This is a genomic window from Streptomyces sp. NPDC058335 (assembly GCF_042723915.1).
In the GTDB taxonomy this organism is placed as follows: Bacteria; Actinomycetota; Actinomycetes; order Streptomycetales; family Streptomycetaceae; genus Streptomyces.
Map to the genome: position 1 here is coordinate 267121 of NZ_JBHXHX010000006.1, position 19335 is coordinate 286455.

The 19335-nt window shown below is 73.1% G+C and carries 17 protein-coding genes and 1 tRNA gene; 8 read left to right on the top strand and 10 right to left on the bottom strand.

Translation table 11 applies throughout. From position 1 onward, the window contains the following. Nucleotides 1-2: 2 nt before the first annotated feature. The 5 genes from rplA to ACFWJX_RS13800 form a co-directional block, all read right to left on the bottom strand. Complete coding sequence (gene rplA, locus ACFWJX_RS13780; RefSeq protein WP_073491906.1) at nucleotides 3-728, bottom strand: 50S ribosomal protein L1; 726 nt, start codon at nucleotides 726-728, stop codon at nucleotides 3-5. A gap of 99 nt (nucleotides 729-827) precedes the next feature. Continuing rightward, nucleotides 828-1262, bottom strand: a complete 435-nt coding sequence (gene rplK / locus ACFWJX_RS13785) for a 50S ribosomal protein L11 (RefSeq protein WP_006383482.1) — start codon at nucleotides 1260-1262, stop codon at nucleotides 828-830. 193 nt (nucleotides 1263-1455) lie between these two features. Then, complete coding sequence (gene nusG / locus ACFWJX_RS13790) at nucleotides 1456-2370, bottom strand: transcription termination/antitermination protein NusG (protein ID WP_383241383.1); 915 nt, start codon at nucleotides 2368-2370, stop codon at nucleotides 1456-1458. A 79-nt stretch (nucleotides 2371-2449) separates the two neighbouring features. Next, the gene (secE, locus tag ACFWJX_RS13795; protein WP_383241386.1) at nucleotides 2450-2737 is read right to left on the bottom strand and encodes a preprotein translocase subunit SecE; all 288 of its coding nucleotides are present in this window, start codon (nucleotides 2735-2737) and stop codon (nucleotides 2450-2452) included. Between the two features lie 108 nt (nucleotides 2738-2845). After that, nucleotides 2846-2918: transfer RNA gene (locus tag ACFWJX_RS13800), tRNA-Trp, on the bottom strand. Nucleotides 2919-3199: 281 nt separating this feature from the next. Between ACFWJX_RS13800 and ACFWJX_RS13805 the strand changes: the two genes are divergently transcribed. Both ACFWJX_RS13805 and ACFWJX_RS13810 read left to right on the top strand, forming a co-directional pair. Next, nucleotides 3200-4426, top strand: a complete 1227-nt coding sequence (locus tag ACFWJX_RS13805) for a pyridoxal phosphate-dependent aminotransferase (RefSeq protein ID WP_383241388.1) — start codon at nucleotides 3200-3202, stop codon at nucleotides 4424-4426. Between the two features lie 128 nt (nucleotides 4427-4554). Then, a complete protein-coding gene (locus ACFWJX_RS13810; protein WP_383241391.1) occupies nucleotides 4555-5586 on the top strand; it encodes an adenosine deaminase in 1032 nt (343 codons plus the stop codon). 16 nt (nucleotides 5587-5602) lie between these two features. Here ACFWJX_RS13810 and ACFWJX_RS13815 read toward each other — a convergent pair whose 3' ends face one another. After that, complete coding sequence (locus ACFWJX_RS13815) at nucleotides 5603-6193, bottom strand: TetR/AcrR family transcriptional regulator (RefSeq protein ID WP_383241394.1); 591 nt, start codon at nucleotides 6191-6193, stop codon at nucleotides 5603-5605. A gap of 105 nt (nucleotides 6194-6298) precedes the next feature. Between ACFWJX_RS13815 and ACFWJX_RS13820 the strand changes: the two genes are divergently transcribed. After that, nucleotides 6299-6931: an NAD(P)-dependent oxidoreductase gene (locus tag ACFWJX_RS13820; RefSeq protein ID WP_383241397.1), complete on the top strand. Its 633-nt coding sequence runs from the start codon at nucleotides 6299-6301 to the stop codon at nucleotides 6929-6931. A 38-nt stretch (nucleotides 6932-6969) separates the two neighbouring features. On the opposite strand, the gene ACFWJX_RS13825 is transcribed toward ACFWJX_RS13820, so the two are convergent. From ACFWJX_RS13825 to ACFWJX_RS13835, 3 genes are read right to left on the bottom strand one after another with little or no spacing between them, the layout of a single operon-like run. After that, a complete protein-coding gene (locus tag ACFWJX_RS13825) occupies nucleotides 6970-8445 on the bottom strand; it encodes a hypothetical protein (RefSeq protein ID WP_383241400.1) in 1476 nt (491 codons plus the stop codon). After that, the gene (locus ACFWJX_RS13830; protein ID WP_383241402.1) at nucleotides 8420-9235 is read right to left on the bottom strand and encodes a hypothetical protein; all 816 of its coding nucleotides are present in this window, start codon (nucleotides 9233-9235) and stop codon (nucleotides 8420-8422) included. Before ACFWJX_RS13830 ends, ACFWJX_RS13825 begins: the two co-directional genes overlap by 26 nt. After that, nucleotides 9232-9915, bottom strand: a complete 684-nt coding sequence (locus ACFWJX_RS13835) for a hypothetical protein (RefSeq protein WP_383241404.1) — start codon at nucleotides 9913-9915, stop codon at nucleotides 9232-9234. The genes ACFWJX_RS13830 and ACFWJX_RS13835 overlap by 4 nt, the downstream gene beginning before the upstream one ends. 376 nt (nucleotides 9916-10291) lie before the next feature. Between ACFWJX_RS13835 and ACFWJX_RS13840 the strand changes: the two genes are divergently transcribed. Beyond that, nucleotides 10292-10975, top strand: a complete 684-nt coding sequence (locus ACFWJX_RS13840) for a 4Fe-4S single cluster domain-containing protein (protein ID WP_383241407.1) — start codon at nucleotides 10292-10294, stop codon at nucleotides 10973-10975. A 101-nt stretch (nucleotides 10976-11076) separates the two neighbouring features. On the opposite strand, the gene ACFWJX_RS13845 is transcribed toward ACFWJX_RS13840, so the two are convergent. Next, complete coding sequence (locus ACFWJX_RS13845; protein ID WP_383241410.1) at nucleotides 11077-12192, bottom strand: macro domain-containing protein; 1116 nt, start codon at nucleotides 12190-12192, stop codon at nucleotides 11077-11079. Nucleotides 12193-12499: 307 nt separating this feature from the next. On the opposite strand from ACFWJX_RS13845, the gene ACFWJX_RS13850 reads away from it, so the two are divergent. The 4 genes from ACFWJX_RS13850 to ACFWJX_RS13865 are packed head-to-tail and all read left to right on the top strand — an operon-like array spanning nucleotide 12500 to nucleotide 19303. Further along, on the top strand, nucleotides 12500-15052 hold the full coding sequence (locus tag ACFWJX_RS13850; protein ID WP_383241413.1) for a serine/threonine-protein kinase: 2553 nt from the start codon (nucleotides 12500-12502) through the stop codon (nucleotides 15050-15052). After that, nucleotides 15049-16626 carry a hypothetical protein gene (locus ACFWJX_RS13855; protein WP_383241416.1) on the top strand — a complete coding sequence of 526 codons (1578 nt, stop codon included), beginning with the start codon at nucleotides 15049-15051 and terminating at the stop codon, nucleotides 16624-16626. The genes ACFWJX_RS13850 and ACFWJX_RS13855 overlap by 4 nt, the downstream gene beginning before the upstream one ends. A gap of 35 nt (nucleotides 16627-16661) precedes the next feature. After that, complete coding sequence (locus ACFWJX_RS13860; RefSeq protein WP_383241419.1) at nucleotides 16662-18734, top strand: AAA family ATPase; 2073 nt, start codon at nucleotides 16662-16664, stop codon at nucleotides 18732-18734. Beyond that, nucleotides 18728-19303 (top strand): FHA domain-containing protein, encoded by a 576-nt coding sequence (locus tag ACFWJX_RS13865; RefSeq protein WP_383241422.1) that lies wholly within the window; start codon nucleotides 18728-18730, stop codon nucleotides 19301-19303. The genes ACFWJX_RS13860 and ACFWJX_RS13865 overlap by 7 nt, the downstream gene beginning before the upstream one ends. Nucleotides 19304-19335 lie beyond the last annotated feature (32 nt).

Genomic DNA, 19335 nt, shown 5'->3' on the forward strand with positions numbered 1-19335 from the left:
GTTCAGACCGCGGCCGGGTCCTCCTCGACGAGGAGGTTCCGGGTGCGGTTCGGGTCGATCAGGATGCCGGGGCCGATCGTGGTGCTGATCGCGGCCTTCTTGATGTAGCGACCCTTGGCGGCGGACGGCTTCAGACGGAGGATCTCGTCCAGGGCCGCGCCGTAGTTCTCCACCAGCTGCGTGTCGTCGAACGACGCCTTGCCGATGATGAAGTGCAGGTTCGAGTGCTTGTCGACGCGGAACTCGATCTTGCCGCCCTTGATCTCCGTGACGGCCTTGGCCACGTCGGGGGTGACGGTGCCGGTCTTCGGGTTCGGCATCAAACCACGCGGACCGAGCACACGGCCGAGGCGGCCGACCTTGCCCATGAGGTCCGGGGTGGCGACGACGGCGTCGAAGTCCAGACGGCCCTTCGCGACCTCGTCGATCAGTTCGTCGGAGCCGACGATGTCGGCGCCCGCGGCCTCTGCGGCCGCAGCACGGTCACCGGTCGCGAAGACCAGGACCCGGGCGGTCTTGCCGGTGCCGTGCGGCAGGTTCACGGTGCCACGGACCATCTGATCGGCCTTGCGCGGGTCGACACCCAGACGGAAGGCGATCTCGACGGTGCCGTCGAACTTGGAGGTGGAGGTCTCCTTGGCGAGACGGACGGCCTCGAGCGGGGCGTAGAGCTTCTCCCGGTCGATCTTGGCGTCCGCAGCGCGGAGAGACTTGCTGCGCTTGCTCACTACTGCTCCTGGGGGTTCTGAGGAGTCGTGGTACGGGCCGAGCAGGCCCTGCCACGTGCGGCCGGAGCCGCGACTACGAAGGTGCTACGAGGCTGGGGCTCAGCCCTCGACCGTGATGCCCATGGAACGGGCGGTGCCGGCGATGATCTTCGACGCGGCGTCCAGGTCGTTGGCGTTCAGGTCGGGAAGCTTGGTCGTGGCGATCTCACGGACCTGCGCCTGGGTGATCTTGGCGACCTTGGTCTTGTGCGGCTCGCCCGAGCCCTTCTCGACACCCGCGGCCTTGAGGATCATCTTCGCGGCGGGCGGCGTCTTGGTGATGAAGGTGAAGGAGCGGTCCTCGTAGACCGTGATCTCCACCGGGATCACCCAGCCACGCTGCGACTCGGTCGCGGCGTTGTAGGCCTTGCAGAACTCCATGATGTTGACGCCGTGCTGGCCGAGCGCGGGGCCGACCGGCGGAGCGGGGTTAGCCGCACCGGCGTTGATCTGGAGCTTGATGAGCCCCGTGACCTTCTTCTTCTTGGGAGGCATTCCGGGTCCTCTTTCGTTTTCGCCTTCCTACGTCCGAGTCGCCCCGGACGGCTGCCTTCAACCGAGGTAACAATCCGGATGGAGGCATACCGCACAACGATAACGGGTATCCGTGCGCGGCCAAAAACCGAGCAGGTCAGGCACCGCGCGAGCGGCCACCTGACCTGGTCGGAGGCTTGTGTTCCAGAAGGGGCTAGTTCTTCTGGATCTGGTCGAAGCTCAGCTCGACCGGGGTCTCGCGGCCGAAGATCTCGACGAGGCCCTTGACCTTCTTCGAGTCGGCGTTGATCTCGTTGATCGTGGCCTGGAGCGTGGCGAACGGGCCGTCCGTGACGGTGACCGAGTCGCCGACCTCGAAGTCCAGCACCTGGACCTCGACCTTGCGCTGCGGAGCCGGCTTGCCCTCGGCCTCGGCGGCCTCGCGGGCGGCCTTCTCCTCGGCCTCCGGGGCGAGCATCTTGACGATCTCGTCCAGGGTCAGCGGGTACGGGTCGTAGGCGTTGCCCACGAAGCCGGTGACGCCGGGGGTGTTGCGGACGACGCCCCAGGACTCGTTCGTCAGGTCCATGCGCACCAGCACGTAGCCGGGGAGCTTGTTCTGACGGATGGTCTTGCGCTCGCCGTTCTTGATCTGCGCGACCTCTTCCTGCGGCACCTCGGCCTGGAAGATGAAGTCCTCGACGTTCAGCGAGACGGCGCGCTGTTCGAGGTTGGTCTTCACGCGGTTCTCGTAACCGGCGTAGGTGTGGATGACGTACCACTCGCCGGGCAGGGTGCGCAGTTCCTCGCGCAGGGCGGCGACGGGGTCGACGGGCTCGGCCGGCTCTGCTTCCTCGGCCTCTTCCGCGACGGCTTCGCCGTCCTCGGACTCTTCGTCGTCAGCGGCGTCCTCATCGGTGGACGCGACGGACTCGTCGGAGTCGGCCGCCTCGTCGGCGGCGTCTTCCTCGTCCTCGACGTGCAGCGCGGCTTCCTCCGCGGGCTCGCCCGCCTCGGCATCTGCAGCCTCGAACTCGTCCAGGTCCTCGTCAGCGCCCTCGACGATGTCGAGCTCGTCGTCAGCCGACTCATCCGGCTCGATGGCGTCGTTCAGGTTCTGGTCAGACACGGTGGCTGCTTCTTCCTGGATACATAGGGGTGGAACACGCGAAAGAGGCGCCGATCACCCGGCGCCCTTCGCTCTCGGCTCAGCCGAATACGTACTTCGCGGCGTGGTCGAGTCCATAGTCAATCACGGTCACCAGACCGATCATGATGACCACAAAGATGATCACGACCATGGTGTACGTGCTCAGCTGGCCCCGCGTCGGCCAGACGACCTTGCGAAGCTCCGCGACGATCTGGCGGTAGAAGAGCGCCAGCCGCTTCAGCGGGCCCTTCTTTGCGCGCTTGCCGCCCTTGCGGGACTTCTTCTGCGCCTCAGGCACCTCGTCCTGGGCATCAGGCGTGTCGATGGAGCCCACGGCGTCCGCCATTCGTCCTCACCTGTTCCCGGGTCGTGGCCGTGCCGCGCCCGGTCTGAGCCGCACGGCAGTGCATTTCTGTACGTACATGCGCACACATCCTGGCGAAGGAGTGTGTAGCAGGGCCGGAGGGACTTGAACCCCCAACCGCTGGTTTTGGAGACCAGTGCTCTACCAATTGAGCTACGACCCTTTGTGTGTTCCCCAACGTACCGCATCCGGCCGGATGCTCGGTGTGCACCGGTTGTGGCACGGCTGTTGAAGGCCAACGACGTAGGAGTGTACGTGTTCCCGGGCGCCTCGTCGAACGGAAAGTGCCCGTGAGCGCCCCGACGCCGGAAGATCGTCGGGAAAACTCCGGGAGATCACCAGGCCATCGCCCGGATCAGCACGGACGTTCAAAAGAGGGCCCTTCCTTGTTCAGTCCGTGAAACCCGTGTGCCGGGCCGGTTTCCTGTCTGAAAACATGGGGCCATGAGCGCTGCAACCCCTCCCACCGAGCGCCGGGTCTCCGCCCGGGTCGGTGCGATCTCCGAGTCCGCCACCCTCGCCGTGGACGCCAAGGCCAAGGCCCTGAAGGCTGCCGGGCGGCCGGTGATCGGCTTCGGCGCCGGTGAGCCCGACTTCCCGACCCCGGACTACATCGTCGAGGCCGCGATCGAGGCCTGCAAGAACCCGAAGTACCACCGCTACACGCCGGCCGGCGGTCTGCCCGAGCTGAAGGCCGCGATCGCCGCGAAGACGCTGCGCGACTCCGGCTACCAGGTCGACGCCTCCCAGATCCTGGTCACCAACGGCGGCAAGCAGGCCATCTACGAGGCCTTCGCCGCGATCCTCGACCCGGGCGACGAGGTCATCGTCCCGGCGCCGTACTGGACGACGTACCCGGAGTCGATCCGGCTGGCCGGCGGTGTTCCGGTGGAGGTCGTCGCGGACGAGACGACCGGCTACCGGGTCGGCGTCGAGCAGCTGGAGGCGGCGCGCACGGAGCGGACGAAGGTCGTCCTGTTCGTCTCCCCGTCCAACCCGACCGGCGCCGTCTACACCGAGGCCGAGGCCGAGGCGATCGGCCGCTGGGCCGTGGAGCACGGCCTGTGGGTGCTGACCGACGAGATCTACGAGCACCTCGTCTACGGCGACGCGAAGTTCACCTCGCTGCCGGCGATCCTGCCCGAGCTGCGCGACAAGTGCATCGTGGTCAACGGTGTCGCCAAGACGTACGCGATGACCGGCTGGCGGGTGGGCTGGATCATCGGTCCGAAGGATGTGGTGAAGGCGGCGACGAACCTCCAGTCGCACGCCACCTCGAACGTCTCCAACGTGGCCCAGGCCGCCGCGCTGGCCGCCGTCTCCGGTGATCTGGCGGCGGTCGCGACGATGCGGGAGGCGTTCGACCGCCGCCGCAGGACGATCGTGCGGATGCTCAACGAGATCGACGGCGTGCTCTGCCCGGAGCCCGAGGGCGCGTTCTACGCCTACCCTTCGGTGAAGGGCCTGCTCGGCAAGGAGATCCGCGGGAAGCGTCCGCAGGACTCCGTCGAGCTGGCGGCGCTCATCCTGGAGGAGTCCGAGGTCGCGGTCGTCCCGGGCGAGGCCTTCGGCACGCCGGGCTATCTGCGGCTGTCGTACGCGCTCGGTGACGAGGACCTCGTCGAGGGCGTGAGCCGGATCCAGAAGCTGCTGGCGGAGGCCAGGGACTGATCCAGCCTACTCACGTGAGTGGTCTGCGGGCCGTTTCCTTCGGGAGGCGGCCCGCTGCCGTGTGCGAGCAAGACCACGTTCGGGGAAACGGCTACCCGGACGGCCTCGGCGTACGGCAGGATTCCGGAATGGAGCGTGTACGTGATGTCTCTGAGCTGCCGAAAGCCCATCTGCACCTGCACTTCACCGGGTCGATGCGGCCCGGCACCGTGCTGGAACTCGCCGACAAGTACGGCGTGCATCTGCCGGAGACGCTGAGCGAGGCCCTGACCAGCGGGGAGCCGCCCCAGTTGCGGGCGACCGACGAGCGGGGCTGGTTCCGCTTCCAGCGGCTGTACGACGCGGCGCGCTCCTGCATCAGAGAACCCGAGGACATCCAGCGGCTGGTGCGCGAGGCCGCCGAGGAGGATGTGAAGGACGGCTCGGGCTGGCTGGAGATCCAGGTGGACCCGACGTCGTACGCGCCGCGGCTGGGCGGGCTGATTCCGACGCTGGAGATCATCCTGGACGCCGTGCGGTCGGCGTCGCGGGAGACCGGGCTCGGGATGCGGGTGCTGGTGGCGGCGAACCGGATGAAGCATCCCCTCGACGCCCGCACCCTGGCCCGGCTGGCGGTGCGGTACGCCGACCAGGGCGTGGTGGGCTTCGGGCTGTCGAACGACGAACGCCGGGGCATGGCCCGGGACTTCGACCGGGCCTTCGCCATCGCCCGGGAGGGCGGACTGCTGTCGGCCCCGCACGGCGGCGAGCTGGCCGGGCCCTCGTCGGTCCGGGACTGCCTGGACGACCTGCACGCCACCCGGATCGGGCACGGGGTGCGGGCGGCGGACGACCCCCGGCTGCTGAAGCGGCTCGCCGAACGGGGCGTGACCTGCGAGGTCTGCCCCGCCTCGAACGTGGCCCTGGGCGTGTACGAGAAGCCCGAGGACGTGCCGCTGCGCACCCTGTACGAGGCCGGTGTGCCGATGGCCCTGGGCGCCGACGACCCACTGCTGTTCGGCTCCCGCCTGGCCGACCAGTACGAGCTGGCCCGTCGATGTCACGCCTTCACGGACGAGGACCTGGCCGAGCTGGCCCGCCAGTCGATCCGTGGCTCGGCCGCCCCGAAGGACGTACAGGAGAAGCTGCTGACGGGGGTGGACGACTGGCTGGCTTCCTGACCGGGGGACGCCCCGGTCAGTGCGCGATGCCCGCCAGGATCGTCCGGGCCAGGCGGGGGGCGAAGTCGTCCACCGGGGGACATTCCGTCGCCGCGTCGTAGGCGAAGGCTCGCTGGGCGCAGGCGCCCATCAGGAGGGAGGCCGCGGCGAAGGGGTCCGCGGCCCGGCTGACGCGGCCGGCGTCCTGTTCGGCGCGGAGGTAGGTCTCCAGGGCCTGGATCGGTACGTGCGCGCCCGCGCCCATGCCGCGCATCGCCTCGTCGTGCCGCCGTTTGAGCTGGGTCTCGGCGTAGAGGGAGGCCGCGATCGGGAAGCTCTGCTCGTAGAAGAGGGCGGCCTGGCGGGCGATCTCGGTGAGGTTCTCCTCCAGGGTGCCGCGGCCCGGCTCGGCCGCGAGGCTGCCGAGCAATGGGGTGAGCGCCGGGAGGCGTTCGGTCAGGACGCGGACGAACAGCTCCTCCTTGCTCGGGAAGTACTTGTAGAGGGCCGCTTCGGAGCAGCCGGCCGCGCGGGCGATCTCCTTGGTCGTGGCGCGGGACAGTCCGACCGTCAGCATCAGTTCGTGGGCGGCGTCGAGGATCCGGACGCGGGCCGGCTTGGTCTCCATGGTTCGCCTCTCGGCCTTGACCTGGGGGTGAGTGCGTGCTCACCTTAATGGGCAGCAGGGTGAGTGAATACTCACCCACCTTCGCGTCCGTCCCTGGAGGGACCCATGAAACTCACTGTTCTCGGCGCCACCGGAGGCATCGGCGGGGAGGTCGTGCGCCAGGCGCTGAACGCGGGCCACGAGGTCACGGCCGTGGTCCGGGACCCGTCCCGGCTCTCCGTCACCGGCGACCGGCTGCGGGTGGTCACCGCCGACCTCACCGCCCCCGAGGACCTGGTCCCGGCCCTCACCGGCCGCCACGCGGTCCTGTCCGGCCTGGGCGCCCGCACCCGCAAGGAAGCCGGCGTGGCGACCCGCCTGACCCGCACGCTCCTGACGGCCATGGAGACGACGGACGTACGCCGGCTCGTGGTCGTCAGCGCGGCGCCGGTCGGCCCGGCCCCCGCCGACGACGGCTTCCTCGACCGGACGACCCGCGCCGTGGTCTCGGCGGTCCTGAAGGACATCTACACGGACCTGCGCGCGATGGAGACGGCCGTGGCCGGCAGCGCCACCGAGTGGACGGTCGTCCGCCCGCCCCGCCTCCAGAACAAGCCCCTCACCGGCGGCTACCGGACGGTGATCGGCGGCTTCCCGGCCAAGGGCCGGTTCATCGGCCGGGCCGACGTGGCGCACGCCATGCTGGGCCTGACGAACGACCCGGCGGCGGTGAAGCAGGGCGTGGGCGTGGCCTACTGACCACGCCCACGTCCTGGCCCCTGTGCTCGCGGAGCGGGTCAGAGTGCGGCCCGCGCCCTGGTGGGGACGGGCTCCGGCAGCAACGGGTAGCGGGCCGACAGGCGCATCGCGCCCTCGGTGACCGCCGGATCGTGCGACGCCGCCTGCACGCCGTCGAGGTAGGCGTGCGCGGCCGCCTCGAACACGGCGTCCACCGCGGCCAGTTCGGCGGCCAGCGCCTCGCCGCGCTCCCTGGCCCGCGCCTCCTGCGTGTCCTGGTCCCGCCGGGCTCCCGCCGACGCGGCCACGGCGCGCACGAGTGCCGCCTCGGCCTTCTCCCCGTTGCGGTGGTGGTGGCGGTAGGCGGCGACGAAGGGGTGCTCCTCGGACAGGGCCAACAGGAACGCGATCCCGCCGGAGAGCAGCAGCAGCGAGATGAAGGTGACGCCGACGGTGTGCTGGTCCAGGTGGAGCTGCTCCAGCACGGTGGGTGCCGGGGGCAGTTCGACGCCCATCTGGCGGGCGAGGTCCTCCATGCCCGCGTCGGGGGTCTCCCGGAACACGATCCGCGCCCGCAGGTCGCCCAGGTACCAGGCGGCCCACGCCCACACCGAGGCCAGCGCGGCCGCCACCGGCAGGACCACCCACAGCGAGGCGGTGGCCCCGCGGCGGCGCCACTGGCGTCCGGCCTGGAAGGGCCCTGCCGTCATGACGACGCCGACGGCTGCCGACAGCAGGTACGCGCTCAGCCTGCCCTCCGGCGTCCCCTCGTGGATCGCCAGGAACAGCGTGACGTAGACCGGGAGTTCGACCAGTACGAGCAGTGCGGCGAGGGCCAGCCGGGGCCGGCGGGCCATGGCCGCGGTCTCGGTGAGCCCCTCCCAGTGCGCGCCCGGCGCGGCGGGAGCGGGAGCGGGCTCCGGCTCGAAGTCGTCGTCCGGGTCGGAGGCGTACGGCGTGGCGGGCTCCGGCGCCGGGTCGCGGCCGGGGTCGCGGTCCGGGCCGCCGGTGGCGACGCGCCTCGTCATCCAGGGCAGCAAGCGGTCACGGCTGTCCTCGCGGGCGGCGATCCGGGCGGCCGCCCGGTCCAGCTGGGCGGTGGCCGCGAGCCGCCGGCGCGTCTGCTCCGCCTGGGCGTCGCGAGCCCGCCGGGCGTCCTCCTCGCGGGCCGCGGTGTCGGCGTACAGGCGCGCCGACTCCCGCAGTTCGCGTTCCTCGCGCTCGTGGTGGCGGGCCACGGTCCGGTCGCGGGCGTGGCCGCGCAGCCCGGTCAGCCTGCCGAAGTAGGGCAGGCGGTGGACGGAGCCGAGGACGTACGGGTTGAGCGTGCCGTCGCCCGCGGCGCGGCGGCCGGCGGACTCGGCCTGCGAGAGAAGCTGTCTGGCCTCCCTGCTCTCGGTCGGCGGGACGGGCCCGCGCGGTGCGGCGGCGCCGCCGGTGCGGCCGAGGCCGGGGGCTCGGCCCTCGCCGCGCCGGAAGGGCAGGCCGTACCTGAGCCTGCGGGGCTCCTCAGGCCCCGTATCCGTCGTCGACACCGACCTTCACCTCCTTCTCCAGGACCTGCTGCCAGAACTGGCCCATCTGCTCGACGCGTTCGGGTGTGGTCCTGCCGCCGCGCATGGCGAAGCCGACGCGGTGGACCGTGGTGTCGGGCAGTTCGGGCAGTCCGCGTACGGCGACCAGCGCGTCGACGGCCCTGTCCCGCTGCGCGGGCGTCTCCAGCTCGAACTTGGAGAGCCGGAAGTCGGGGTCGGACTGGTCGAAGTCGCTGATCACGAGCACGTGGTAGGTGCCGTCGCCGTCGCGGGGCACCTTGGCGGCGCGTTCGAGTCCGCCGAGCACGTCCGAGCCGGGCTGGCGCCGGCGGGCGCAGTCCAGCATCTTCTCGGCGCCCGCCTGGGCGAGGACGCGGGTCTGTTTCCACAGGCTCTCGCGGTCGGAGCGCTTGTCGGCGTCCGGGTCGAGGTCCATCCGCGGCACCTGACAGGAGGAGGCGGTGGAGGCCGCGGTGATGGGCGCGTAGGAGACGTACCGGCATTTCTGGTCGGCCAGGAAGCCGGGCACGGTCGCCTTCAGTTTCTCCTTGGCGCGGAAGCCGTTCTCGCTGTCGGCGCCGGAGCCGGAGCCGTCGACGACGACCGTGCAGTCGGCGGAGAGCCGGTCCGGTCCGTCGAGTTGGCCGCACGCCGTCAGGAGGAGGGCCGTCGCGCCCAGTGCGGCGGTCAGCCGGGTGGCGCGGCGGGCGGTCTGCCGTGCGGTGTCTCGTACGGTGTGGTCCGTGGCAGGGCGCGTGGCGTGGTGTGCGGCCTTCTGTGCGGTGCTCATCGGGTCCCCCGTTCTCCCCGGCCGGCGGCCGCGGCCGCCGGCCCGATCCTCTGCTCCAGGATGTGCAGGGCCCTGCGGACCAGGGCCTCGTCGAGCATCCAGTCCGGTGCTCCCGTCCATATCTCGTCGGGCCCCGCTATGACCGCGCCGGCCGTGTCCGGCTCCGGTTGCTCCAGTGGCTCCGGCGGCTCGGGGCGGGGTTCGCCGCGCGCGTCGGCGCGGCGTTCGGCTTCGCGCCGGGCCCGGCGCCGGGTGCGTGCCTCGGCTCGGTGCCGGGCGCGCGTGTAGGCGGCTTCGTAGTGGGCGAGTTCCTGGTCGGCGCAGGCGGCCAGGGCCAGGCCGCGCTGCTGGCAGGCCGTCACCTCCGTGCGCCACTGCGACACCCAGCCGCCGAAGCGGGCCAGAGCCGCGGGCACGTCCTCGCGCCGGTGGTCGTACTCCGTCACGATCCGCGCGGACTCCGCGTGGACGCGGTCGATGTGGGCCGCGTTCCGTGTGACGAACCGGTACCGCAGGTCCTCCAGTGCCATCCGCAGCCCGCGTTCGAGCTGGCGGGCGTAGTGCTCGGGGCCGATGCCGACCCGTCCGTCCCGCTTCCCGCGGCGGGCTGCCCGCCAGCGGGTGCGCGCGGTGAGGCGGCTGCGGCCGTAGTCCGTCGGGACGGACTTCACCTCGCTCATGGGATCTCCCTCGTCGATTTCCCGGACCGCCCTCCTGGGCCGCGTGCAGGCACGCGACGGTGCCCTCGCCGGGGTGAAGGCCCCGCCGGAATCCGGGATTTCGCGCAGCCTAGGGGAAAAACGAACGCCGAAGGGAGGGATTTCCGACACCGGATTTCCGGTCATCCGGAAATCAGCCGGAGATCGACCGGAGGGCGACCGGAGTGGTGCCGACGTTCCTGGAAAACTTCCGAAAACACCGGTGGGGCGGGCGGGACTCCGAATAGTCTTCCCTTCCGCTTCGGGCCGTGGGGACTCAGGAATGCGAATGGATCTTCGAATACACACCGGTGCACGCCGGGTGCATTCGGGGAGTACAGGGGCGCAAGGGGGGCGCATGGCCGAATACGACGCCGACGCGGCGCGGGAGGTGCGGATCGCCGACGGGTACTTCCCCGTCGAGACGCTCGGCCCCGGCCGCCGGCTGGCCCTCTGGTTCCAGGGCTGCGCCCTGGCCTGCCCCGGCTGCATGTCCCGGCACACCTGGGACCCGGCGGGCGGACGGAAGGCGACCGTGGGCGAACTGCTCCGGCTGTGGGAGGCCGCCCTGGACCGTGGCGCGCAGGGCCTGACGGTCAGCGGCGGGGAACCGCTGGCCCAGCCTGCCGCACTGGCCGCGCTGCTGCGGGGCGCCCACCGGCTGCGTCGCCGCGGCGACGGCCCCCGCGCCGACCTGCTCGTCTACACCGGCCACGAGCCGGAAGAGGTGTCGGCCGGGGTGTGGTCGGCGCTGACCGGCGCGGACGCGGTGGTGACGGGCCGCTTCCGGGTCGCCGAGCCGACCGACCTGGTCTGGCGCGGCTCGGCCAATCAGCGCCTCGTCCCCCGAACCCGCCTGGGCACCGCCCGCTACGGCCCCCACCTCACCCGCACCTACGCCCCCGGCCCGCGGGTCACCCTGCGCACCGACGGCACGGCCACCCGCCTGTACGGCGTCCCCGCGCGCGGGGAACTGCGGCGGCTGGAACTCGGCCTGGCGGCGACGGGCGTACGGCTGAGGGGGCCGAGTTGGCGGGGGTGAGGGGAGGGGTGCTGGAGGGAGGAGCGCTGGGGGGACGGGCGCTGGGGGGACGGGCGCTGGGGGGCGCGTCCTCCTCCGGCACCGGTGTCGCCGTACGCCCCCTATGCCCCCGGTGTCTCCGGCGTCCCCGGCACCTCCGCGTCGAAGTAGCCCGCGGCCTCCGGATACCGGGTCACGATGTGTACGGACCAGTCGGGGTCGGCGGTGAGGGCGTCCTCTATCGACCAGCGGAGCCATTCCGCGCTGGTGCGGCGGTCCAGGCCGCCACGGCCCGCGCCCAGCAGGGGGAAGCAGATCGACCGCAGGCCGGCGGCGCGTTCCTGGCGGGCGCGGGCGAAGCAGGCGGCGACCGCGGTGGCGATGCTCTGCGGGTCGACGCGGTAGCCGAGGCCGTCGGGTATGGCGAGGGCCGCGTGGTAGACGCGGCGCACGCCGCGCTCGGCGAGGGCGCCGGGTCCGGTGGGGACGACGGTGCCGGGACGCAGGGGCAGGACACCGGGCCGGGCCCGCACCCAGGCGGCGAGTTCCTCGGCCAGGACGTCGGTGTCCGGCCCCTCGGTGGCGCAGCCGACGACCGCGGAGCGGCGCAGCGCCCCGGAGACCGTGGGCCGGAACGACTTGGACATCTCCAGGTGGACGTTCTCGGAGGAGACGAGGACGTCGATGTCCCGCAGCAGTTCGATGGGCGAGACGTGCACGGTCACCGGCCGGCTTCCGGCCCGTCCCGGCAGCCCGGTGTGCGGCACCGGGGTGGGCCGCGCCCCGGCCGGGCGGGGCGGACGGGGTCTGGGCAGGACGGCGGGGCGGGGGGTGCGCCCGGCCGGTTCGCGGGCCTCGGCGAGGATCGCTCCCGCGAGCTGCTCGATGACCCGCCGCTCCTGGCTGTGCCGGAACCGCTCGTCGCTCACCCCGTAGACCAGGGCCGCCGCCCGGCGGCGGTCCGCGGCCGGGTCGCCCCGGTGACCGGGCAGCAGGCCGAAGGTGCACTGGGCGGCGCGGCCGATGAGGTCGTCGGTGCCGAGCCGTTCGGCGGCGGCGCGGACGAGCCGTTCCGCCCCGTCGGCCAGGTCGTCCTCGCCCTGGGCGTATCCGGAGTGTCGGGTGACCGCGCGCAGCGCCCGGGGCACCAGCGACTGCAGTGCGGGCAGGCCGCCACGGCGCAGGTTCCGCAGTTCCCGTTCGAGGTCGGCACGGTCCGGCAGACCATCAGGGTTCATGCCGGTCAACATATCGGCGCCGATGCCGCGACCGCCGGGTGTTCGGCAAGCGCGGGCAGGACCGGGGCGGAGTTCGTGCGGCGGCCTCTTTTCCCTTCCGCCGGGCACCGGTCCGCCGCCGCGCGACGCCGTCGCCGTACCACTGAATTACCCCCGCTCCGCGCCCCTCGCCGAAATCGCATGCACATCCGAATTCCTTTTCTCCAGTCCGGGCCGGTCGGCCTTCACTCATGGATCCGCCCGTTCCGCCCGTTCCACCCGTCCGCCCCCGGACCGCTCGGTCCTTTTCAGTCCGCAGGTGAATTCCATGACGTTTCCTGCTGATCCCGGTGGCCCCGGCGAGGACCTCGTCCCGCCGACGCTCTTCGAGCCCGAAACGGCGTCCGGCGGCGGCCTGCCCGCACCCGACCCGCGAGGCGATCCGGGCACGCTGCCGCCCACTCTGGCCGCCCGCTTCCTGGCACGCGAGCGCCTCCCCAGGCGCGGCGAGCAGACCGTGCACCGGGCCGGTGAGGAGGGCCGCTCCGCCGAGCTGCGCGCGGCCGTGTTCCGGGTGCTCGACCAGAAGGCCGTCGGGCCGGACACCGAGCGGGTGCTGAAGTGGTTCCACCCCGACGCGGCCCCCGACGACGAGGTGACCGCCCTGCTGTCCGAGCCGCTGCACGACGGGCTGTCGTACGTCCTGGAGCGGGGGACGGTCCACGGGGCCCCCTTCCATGTGCTGCCCTCGCACGGGAGCACCGACTTCGCCACCTTCCTGCGCGACCGCGGGAAGCTGTCGTCGGAGGAGATCCAGGGGCTCGTGGGCCGACTGCACGGGGCCCTCACCGCGCTGCACACGGCGGGCGTGGTGCACCGGGACCTGAAACCGTCCAACCTGGTCCTCGGCGACTACGCCCGGCCCGCCGAGGGCCTGGTGCTGATCGACTTCGGCATCTCGCTCGTGGCCCGCTCGCCGCGCGAGGCGTCCGGCGCCTGGGCCGCGACCCCGCGCTACGCCTCGCCGCAGGCGCTGCTGCGCAAGCCGATCGTGCGCGCGGCGGACGACTGGTGGTCGCTCGGGGTCCTGGTCGCGGAGGCCGCCCGCGGCCGGCACCCGGTCGAGAGGCACCACGAGCCGGCGTCCGTGATGGACGCGGTGCAGGCGGGCGCCCTCGACCTCGACGACATCACCGACGGGCACGTGCGGCTGCTCTGCCAGGGCCTGCTGGCCCACCACCCGGAGGACCGCTGGGGGTCGGAGCAGGTCGCCGAATGGCTGGCCGGGCACAGCCCGAGGGTGGTGTCCCGGCTGGGGCCCGCCCCGCGCACGGCCGAGCGTACGGCGGACCACCCGGCCGCCCCGCCCGGCCCCGCCCCGGAGACACCCCGCTTCGAACACGCGGGCCGCGCCTTCACCGACCCGGCGCGCCTCGGCGAGGAGTTCGACGCCGACTGGCCGGCCATGATCCGCCGGCTGGCCCGCGGCAAGGAGCGGGAACGGCTCGGCCACTGGCTCACCGAGTTCCGCCCCGAGCGCGACCCGGTCCGCGCCGAGGCCCTCGACGAACTGCTGCGGGAAGGGCTGCGACGCAGGCCGGACGCGGGAACGCTGATCGACCTGATCGGCTGGATGGCACCGCAGCAGGAACCCGGCTACCGGGGCATCCCGCTCGGCGTCGGCGACCTGCCGGCCTTCGCGGGACGGGCGGCGGCCGGTGACCGGCAGTGCGTGGACGTGATGGGCGAGCTGCGCCGGCACCGCCTGCTCGGCCGACTGGCCGCGCGGCGCGGCGGCGAGGAGCTGGCCCACGTCGACCGGCGCTGGCAGGACCACCACGCCCAGTGGGACGCGGCCGTCGCCCGGCTGTCCGCGATACCCGAGGTCACCGACGACCGCGACGGCCTGCGCGCCGCGACGGGCACCGGTCCGGCCCTGACCGCCGAACTCCTCCACCTGGCCGCGGCCCCCGCCCCGGCCACCCGCCGGCTCCGCGCCGACCTGGAGCGGGCCCGGCGCAGCCTGCCCGCCCACGTGTCCTGGTTCGCCCGGCTGGCCGAGGACGCCCGCGAGCCCGTACCGCTGCTGCTCGCACTGCGGCTGTATCCGCTGGCCCTGGCACAGGCGCGGGAGATCCGGCGGGAACGCGAGCGGAACCGGCAGCTCGCGGCGACGGACGCCCACTCGCGGCACTTCCGGCTGGTGCAGCGGCGGCTGGAGCTGCCGGTGATGCTGGGCCGGGCCGCGGGCGGGGCGCTGCTGCTGTTCTTCCCGCACGCGTTCGTGGTCGGGCTGGCCGATGTGACCGGCCGCGCGCCGCAGCCGACCGTGCTGACGGCCTGGCTGCTGAGCGTGCCCTCGCTGGCGGCGCTGCTGGCCGTGGAGTGCTGGACGGCCTGGTACATCGGCCCGCGCTACCACCCCGACCACTCGGTGATGGGCCAGCTCACCCGCCGGTCCCTGCCGGTGACCCGCCGTATCACGCGCCGTGGGTGGCGGGGCCGGCTGTGGGCGGGGCTGGCCCTGGCGGCCGTGGCGGGGACGGTGGTGGGGACGTTCCTGCTCGCGGTGTGGATCTGGCCGACGGCCACCGTGCTGGCCCTGCTGGTCTCGTCGGTGCTGCGGGTGCGGGCCTGGAACGCCCGGCTCGCGGCGGCACGCGGGGCCGGGCGGCCGCTCACGGGGGCGGGCTCCGCGAGTGGTGCCGGGGGCGGGACCGTGCCGGGCGCCAGGCGGCCCCTGGGCTCCGCCGGCCTCGGGACACCTTCCGGGGGCGGGACACCCTCCGCCCCCGGGTCCCCTTCCGATCCCCGTACCGGTTCCCCCGCCGGGGCCCCTTCTGGTTCCCCATCTGGTTCCCCCTCTGGAGGAGTGGCGTGAGCAGCGCGTTCGCCGGCACCGATCTGCTGACCGTGATGCCGGACATCTCGGCGTACGGCTACCCGCCCGACCCGGCGGGCCTGACCCTGGACACGGGCATCCCCGACGTGGCCGGCACCGGCATCCCCGACGTGGCCGGCACCGGCGTCCCTGACCTGACGGCCGTCACCGACCCGGCCACGCACGTCAGCGACGCCGTCGGGCACCTGGCGGACCAGGCCCAGGACATGATCGTGCCCGCCCTCGTCGGGCTGGCCGACCTCAGCGGGGCGCTGCTCGTCACGCGGCTGGCGCTGCGCGGCACGGTGGCGCTGGCGGCGTTCAACAACAAGGTCGCCGCCGAGCAGGAGGCCCTCTCCCGGCGCCAGATGTCGCTGGAGACGGGCAGCGAGTGCTGGCGGCGCGCGGCGGAGGCCGCGGCCGGGCTCAACGCGCGGATCACCGTGCTGGGCCTGGACCCCTCGGGGCCCGGCGACCCGCCGCCGCCCGCCCCGGTACAGCCCGTCGGCGTCCCCCTCGACCTGCTGTGGAAGCGGCTCGCGGAGACCGAGCGCGCGCTGCGCCGGGCGGAGGCCCGGCGCGCGTCCCGGGCGACCGCCCGGCTGCCGTTCGACCACGCGCAGGACCCGGAGCACGCCGACTGGTACGACCGGCTGCGCGAGCGGCGCCGCCAGGTCCTGATCCGGTACGCCGAGGGCGGCCCCGAGCCCGAGGCGACGGTCCAGGAGCACACCGAGCCCACCACGCTCACCGAGGCGACCGCGCTCTCCGAGGACGACGTCCTGCGTGAGGGCGCCGAACTGCTGGCCGGGCTGCCGCTGGTGTTCACCTCCGCAGGCCGGGAAATGATCGACGACTGCCTGGCGGAGGCCCGGCGGGCCGTGGGCCGGCGGCCCAAGGCGGTGCGGCGCTACCTCGACGAGGCCGCGCTGATCGCCCGCAAGGAGTCGGAACGGGCGCTGCTCGCCGACCGGGCCCGTCAGGACGCGGCCCTCCGCCTCGGCGCGCTCCAGGCCACCGCGCCCGAGGGCGTGGACACGCTGCCGGACACGTCCGAGGCCGTCGAGGTGCTCCAGCGGGCCCTGCGGGACGGTGTCGCTCCCTCGGGGCCTGCCGAGCGCACGGTCCGGCAGGCTCTGGTGAGCCGCTCGGCCGCCCTCCAGCGGGCGTACCTGGTGGCGGCGCTGCGCCGGGCGACCGAGCGGTGGGGGGAGGGTTCGGTGCAGGACCGTATGGACGCCGACCACTGGGACTTCGCCCCGGCGGCCTGGGGCGGCGAGTACTGGCTGCGGGTCCGGCTCACGTCCACCGGCCAGGCCCGTGTCTTCACCATGCGCCGGCCGCTGGCCCCGGAGGAGGAGGCCGACCCGGCCACGGCGGCCCGGGACGCGGAGCGGTGCGCCGAGAGTTCCGGATACGTCGACGAACTGGGCCGGCTCACCGAGGCGGAGGGCGTCCGCGCGGAGTTCGCCTGGTCCAGCGGCCAGGTCCGCACGGGCGAACCGGCACCGGGCCTGTCCGGCCGCAGGTCCGCGCGGCGACGCCCGCCGCCGCCCAGGCACCGCCACCACTGACCGGCGCCCGCGTCACCGCCTTCCCCGGAGGACCCTTGACCAGCTTCCCCGTCCAGACGCCGCCGCACCTGACCAAGGCGGCCGTCACCCAGACCGTCCAACCGCCCTTCGCCGCCGAGCTGTTCACCACGCTCAGCGTCCACTCCCAGTACGTCCTGCACGGCAACGTCCGCGACGACCACCTGGTCGCCGACGTCCGGGACGACGGCACCCGCCGCAACCGCGCGCTGTGTCTGGAGGACCTGCTCTGGGAAGGGCTGCGGCGGGCCGGCTACAAGTGCCTGCTGCGCTACGACCAGGTGGCCGGCTTCACCGTCGCGCGCAGCGAGGACGGCCTCGACATGAACACCCTGCTCCAGCGCAACACACGCCGGGTGCCGGGCCGTCCGGACGAGGACGACGGCAGTCAGGCGGCCCGGGTCTTCGAGTCCTTCGCCCGCGGCTGGGTCGGCGAGCGGCCCGGCCCCCCGAAGGACAATCCGCGCTACGACGACTACCAGAAGCCGGTCCACGCCGCCCTGCTGGTCGACTTCGCCTCCCGGATCCCCACCCAGGCCAACCAGCTCAGCGACGAGGAACGGACGTTCTTCCTGCGCTGTCTGAAGATCGCCGAGGAGTCCCGGCCCTTCCCCCGCACCAGGACGGGCCGCGCCCTGTTCAACCCGGTGATCTGGCTCGCCGACGGCGAACGGGACCTGCCGGCCTGGCTGGTGACGAGCAGCGTACGGGTGCGCAGCATCGGGGTGCCGATGCCGGACCTCGGGCAGCGTCGCCGTATGGCGGAACTGCTCGCCAGGCAGGCGGGCGTACCCGAGACCGCCACCACACTGGACGTGGGCCCGCTGCTGAAGGGGGCCGAGCGGGAGGAGCCGGCGGACGAGGACGTGACGCGGTTCGCGCGGGCGGCCGGCGGGCTCACGCTGCGCGCCATGCGGGAGAGCATGCGGCTGGCCCGCGCCCGCCGGCTGCCGTTCGCCGAGATGGACCAGGCGGTCCGCCTCTACGAACTGGGCGTCAGCCGCAATCCGTGGACCGGCGGCGCGGTCGCCGACAGCATCCGGGACGGCGAGACGGTCATCGGCGAGCGGGTGCGCGGCCAGGAGAAGGCCGTCACCCAGACCCTGGACGTGCTCAAGCGGGCCGCGCTCGGGCTGTCCGGCGCCCAGGCCGCGTCGACGTCCGTGCACCGGCCGCGCGGTGTCCTGTTCTTCGCCGGACCGACCGGCACCGGCAAGACCGAGCTGGCGCGGGCGGTCGCGACCACCCTGTTCGGCTCGGAGGACGCCTGTCTGCGCTTCGACATGAGCGAGTTCTCCGCCCCGCACTCCGCCGACCGCCTGGTGGGCGCCCCGCCCGGGTACGTCGGCTACGAGGCGGGCGGCGAGCTGACCCGCGCGGTGCGCGAGGACCCGTTCCGGGTGGTCCTGTTCGACGAGATCGACAAGGCGGACAAGGGCGTCCTCGACAAGTTCCTCCAGGTCCTGGAGGACGGCCGGCTGACCGACGGCCAGGGTGTGACGACGTACTTCAGCGAATGCGTCCTCATCTTCACGTCCAACCTGGGGGTGCACGGCCCGTCGGGCGCGGACGGGCGGCCCCTGTCCTCCCCGGCCGGGCGCGACCGGCTGCCCGAGACCCCGGACGAGCGGGCCGCCTTCGAGCAGGAGATCCTCGGCAACGTCCGCCACCACTTCGAGCACACCCTGAAGCGGCCCGAGCTGCTGAACCGGCTCGGCGGGAACATCGTCGTCTTCCAGTACATCGACGGGCCCACCTCCCACCTCATCTTCAAGGGGCAGCTGCGCAACATCGTCGAGCACATGCGGCGCCAGGGCGGCCTGTCACTGGAGGTCCTCCCCGAGGCCGAGAAGGTCCTCGCCGACGAGTGCACCCGTGACCTGCACAACGGCGGCCGGGGCATCGGCATGAAACTGGAGACCCACCTGATCAACCCGCTCGCCCGCGGCCTGTTCGACCTCGGCGTGCACCTGACCCCCGGCACGGTCGTCACCGTCTCACGGGTCACCGTCCAGCCGGACGGCAGCGTGCGCCTCGGCATCGAGGCCGTACCGGGCGAACGGACCCAGGACCGGCGGCCGTCGTGGTGAGGGACGAGTGGCAGCGCCCTCCGCGCCACGTCGACAAGTCGCTCGCGGAGGACGTGGACCTCGACGACGAGAACGGCGACGACGGCAACGAGGGGACGGAGCCGACACCGCCTCCCTGGCCGACCGGCCCGCAGGAGCCCGTCGCGCCGCCGTCCCGGGCCCACTCCTGCTGGTCCTGCGCCGCGGACGTCCCCTCCGGTGCGGCCGCCTGTCCAGAGTGTCAGGAGTCGGCCCGTCATCTGCGGCTGATCAGCACCCGGCCGCCGGTCGACGTGCTGCACGGCAGCTGCGGCCCGCTGAACCTGGGCCGGAATCCCGCCTGGGCGGCGCCCGACGTGGCCGCCGCCCTCGACGGCGAGCAGGGCGTCTCGCGGCGCCACGCGAGCGTCGAGATGACCCCGGACGGCGGTCTGTGGCTGACGGAACACCCGGCCGGCACCCTGAACGGCACCTTCGTCAACGGCGAGCGGGTGCCGACGGGCGACCGGGTCCCCGTGGCGGACGGGGACACCGTACGGCTCGGCAGGCACTGCACGTTCAAGGTGATGGTGGTGGAGCCGCCCGTATAGGGCGGCCCCGGACCGGCGGGAGCAGGGGGGGG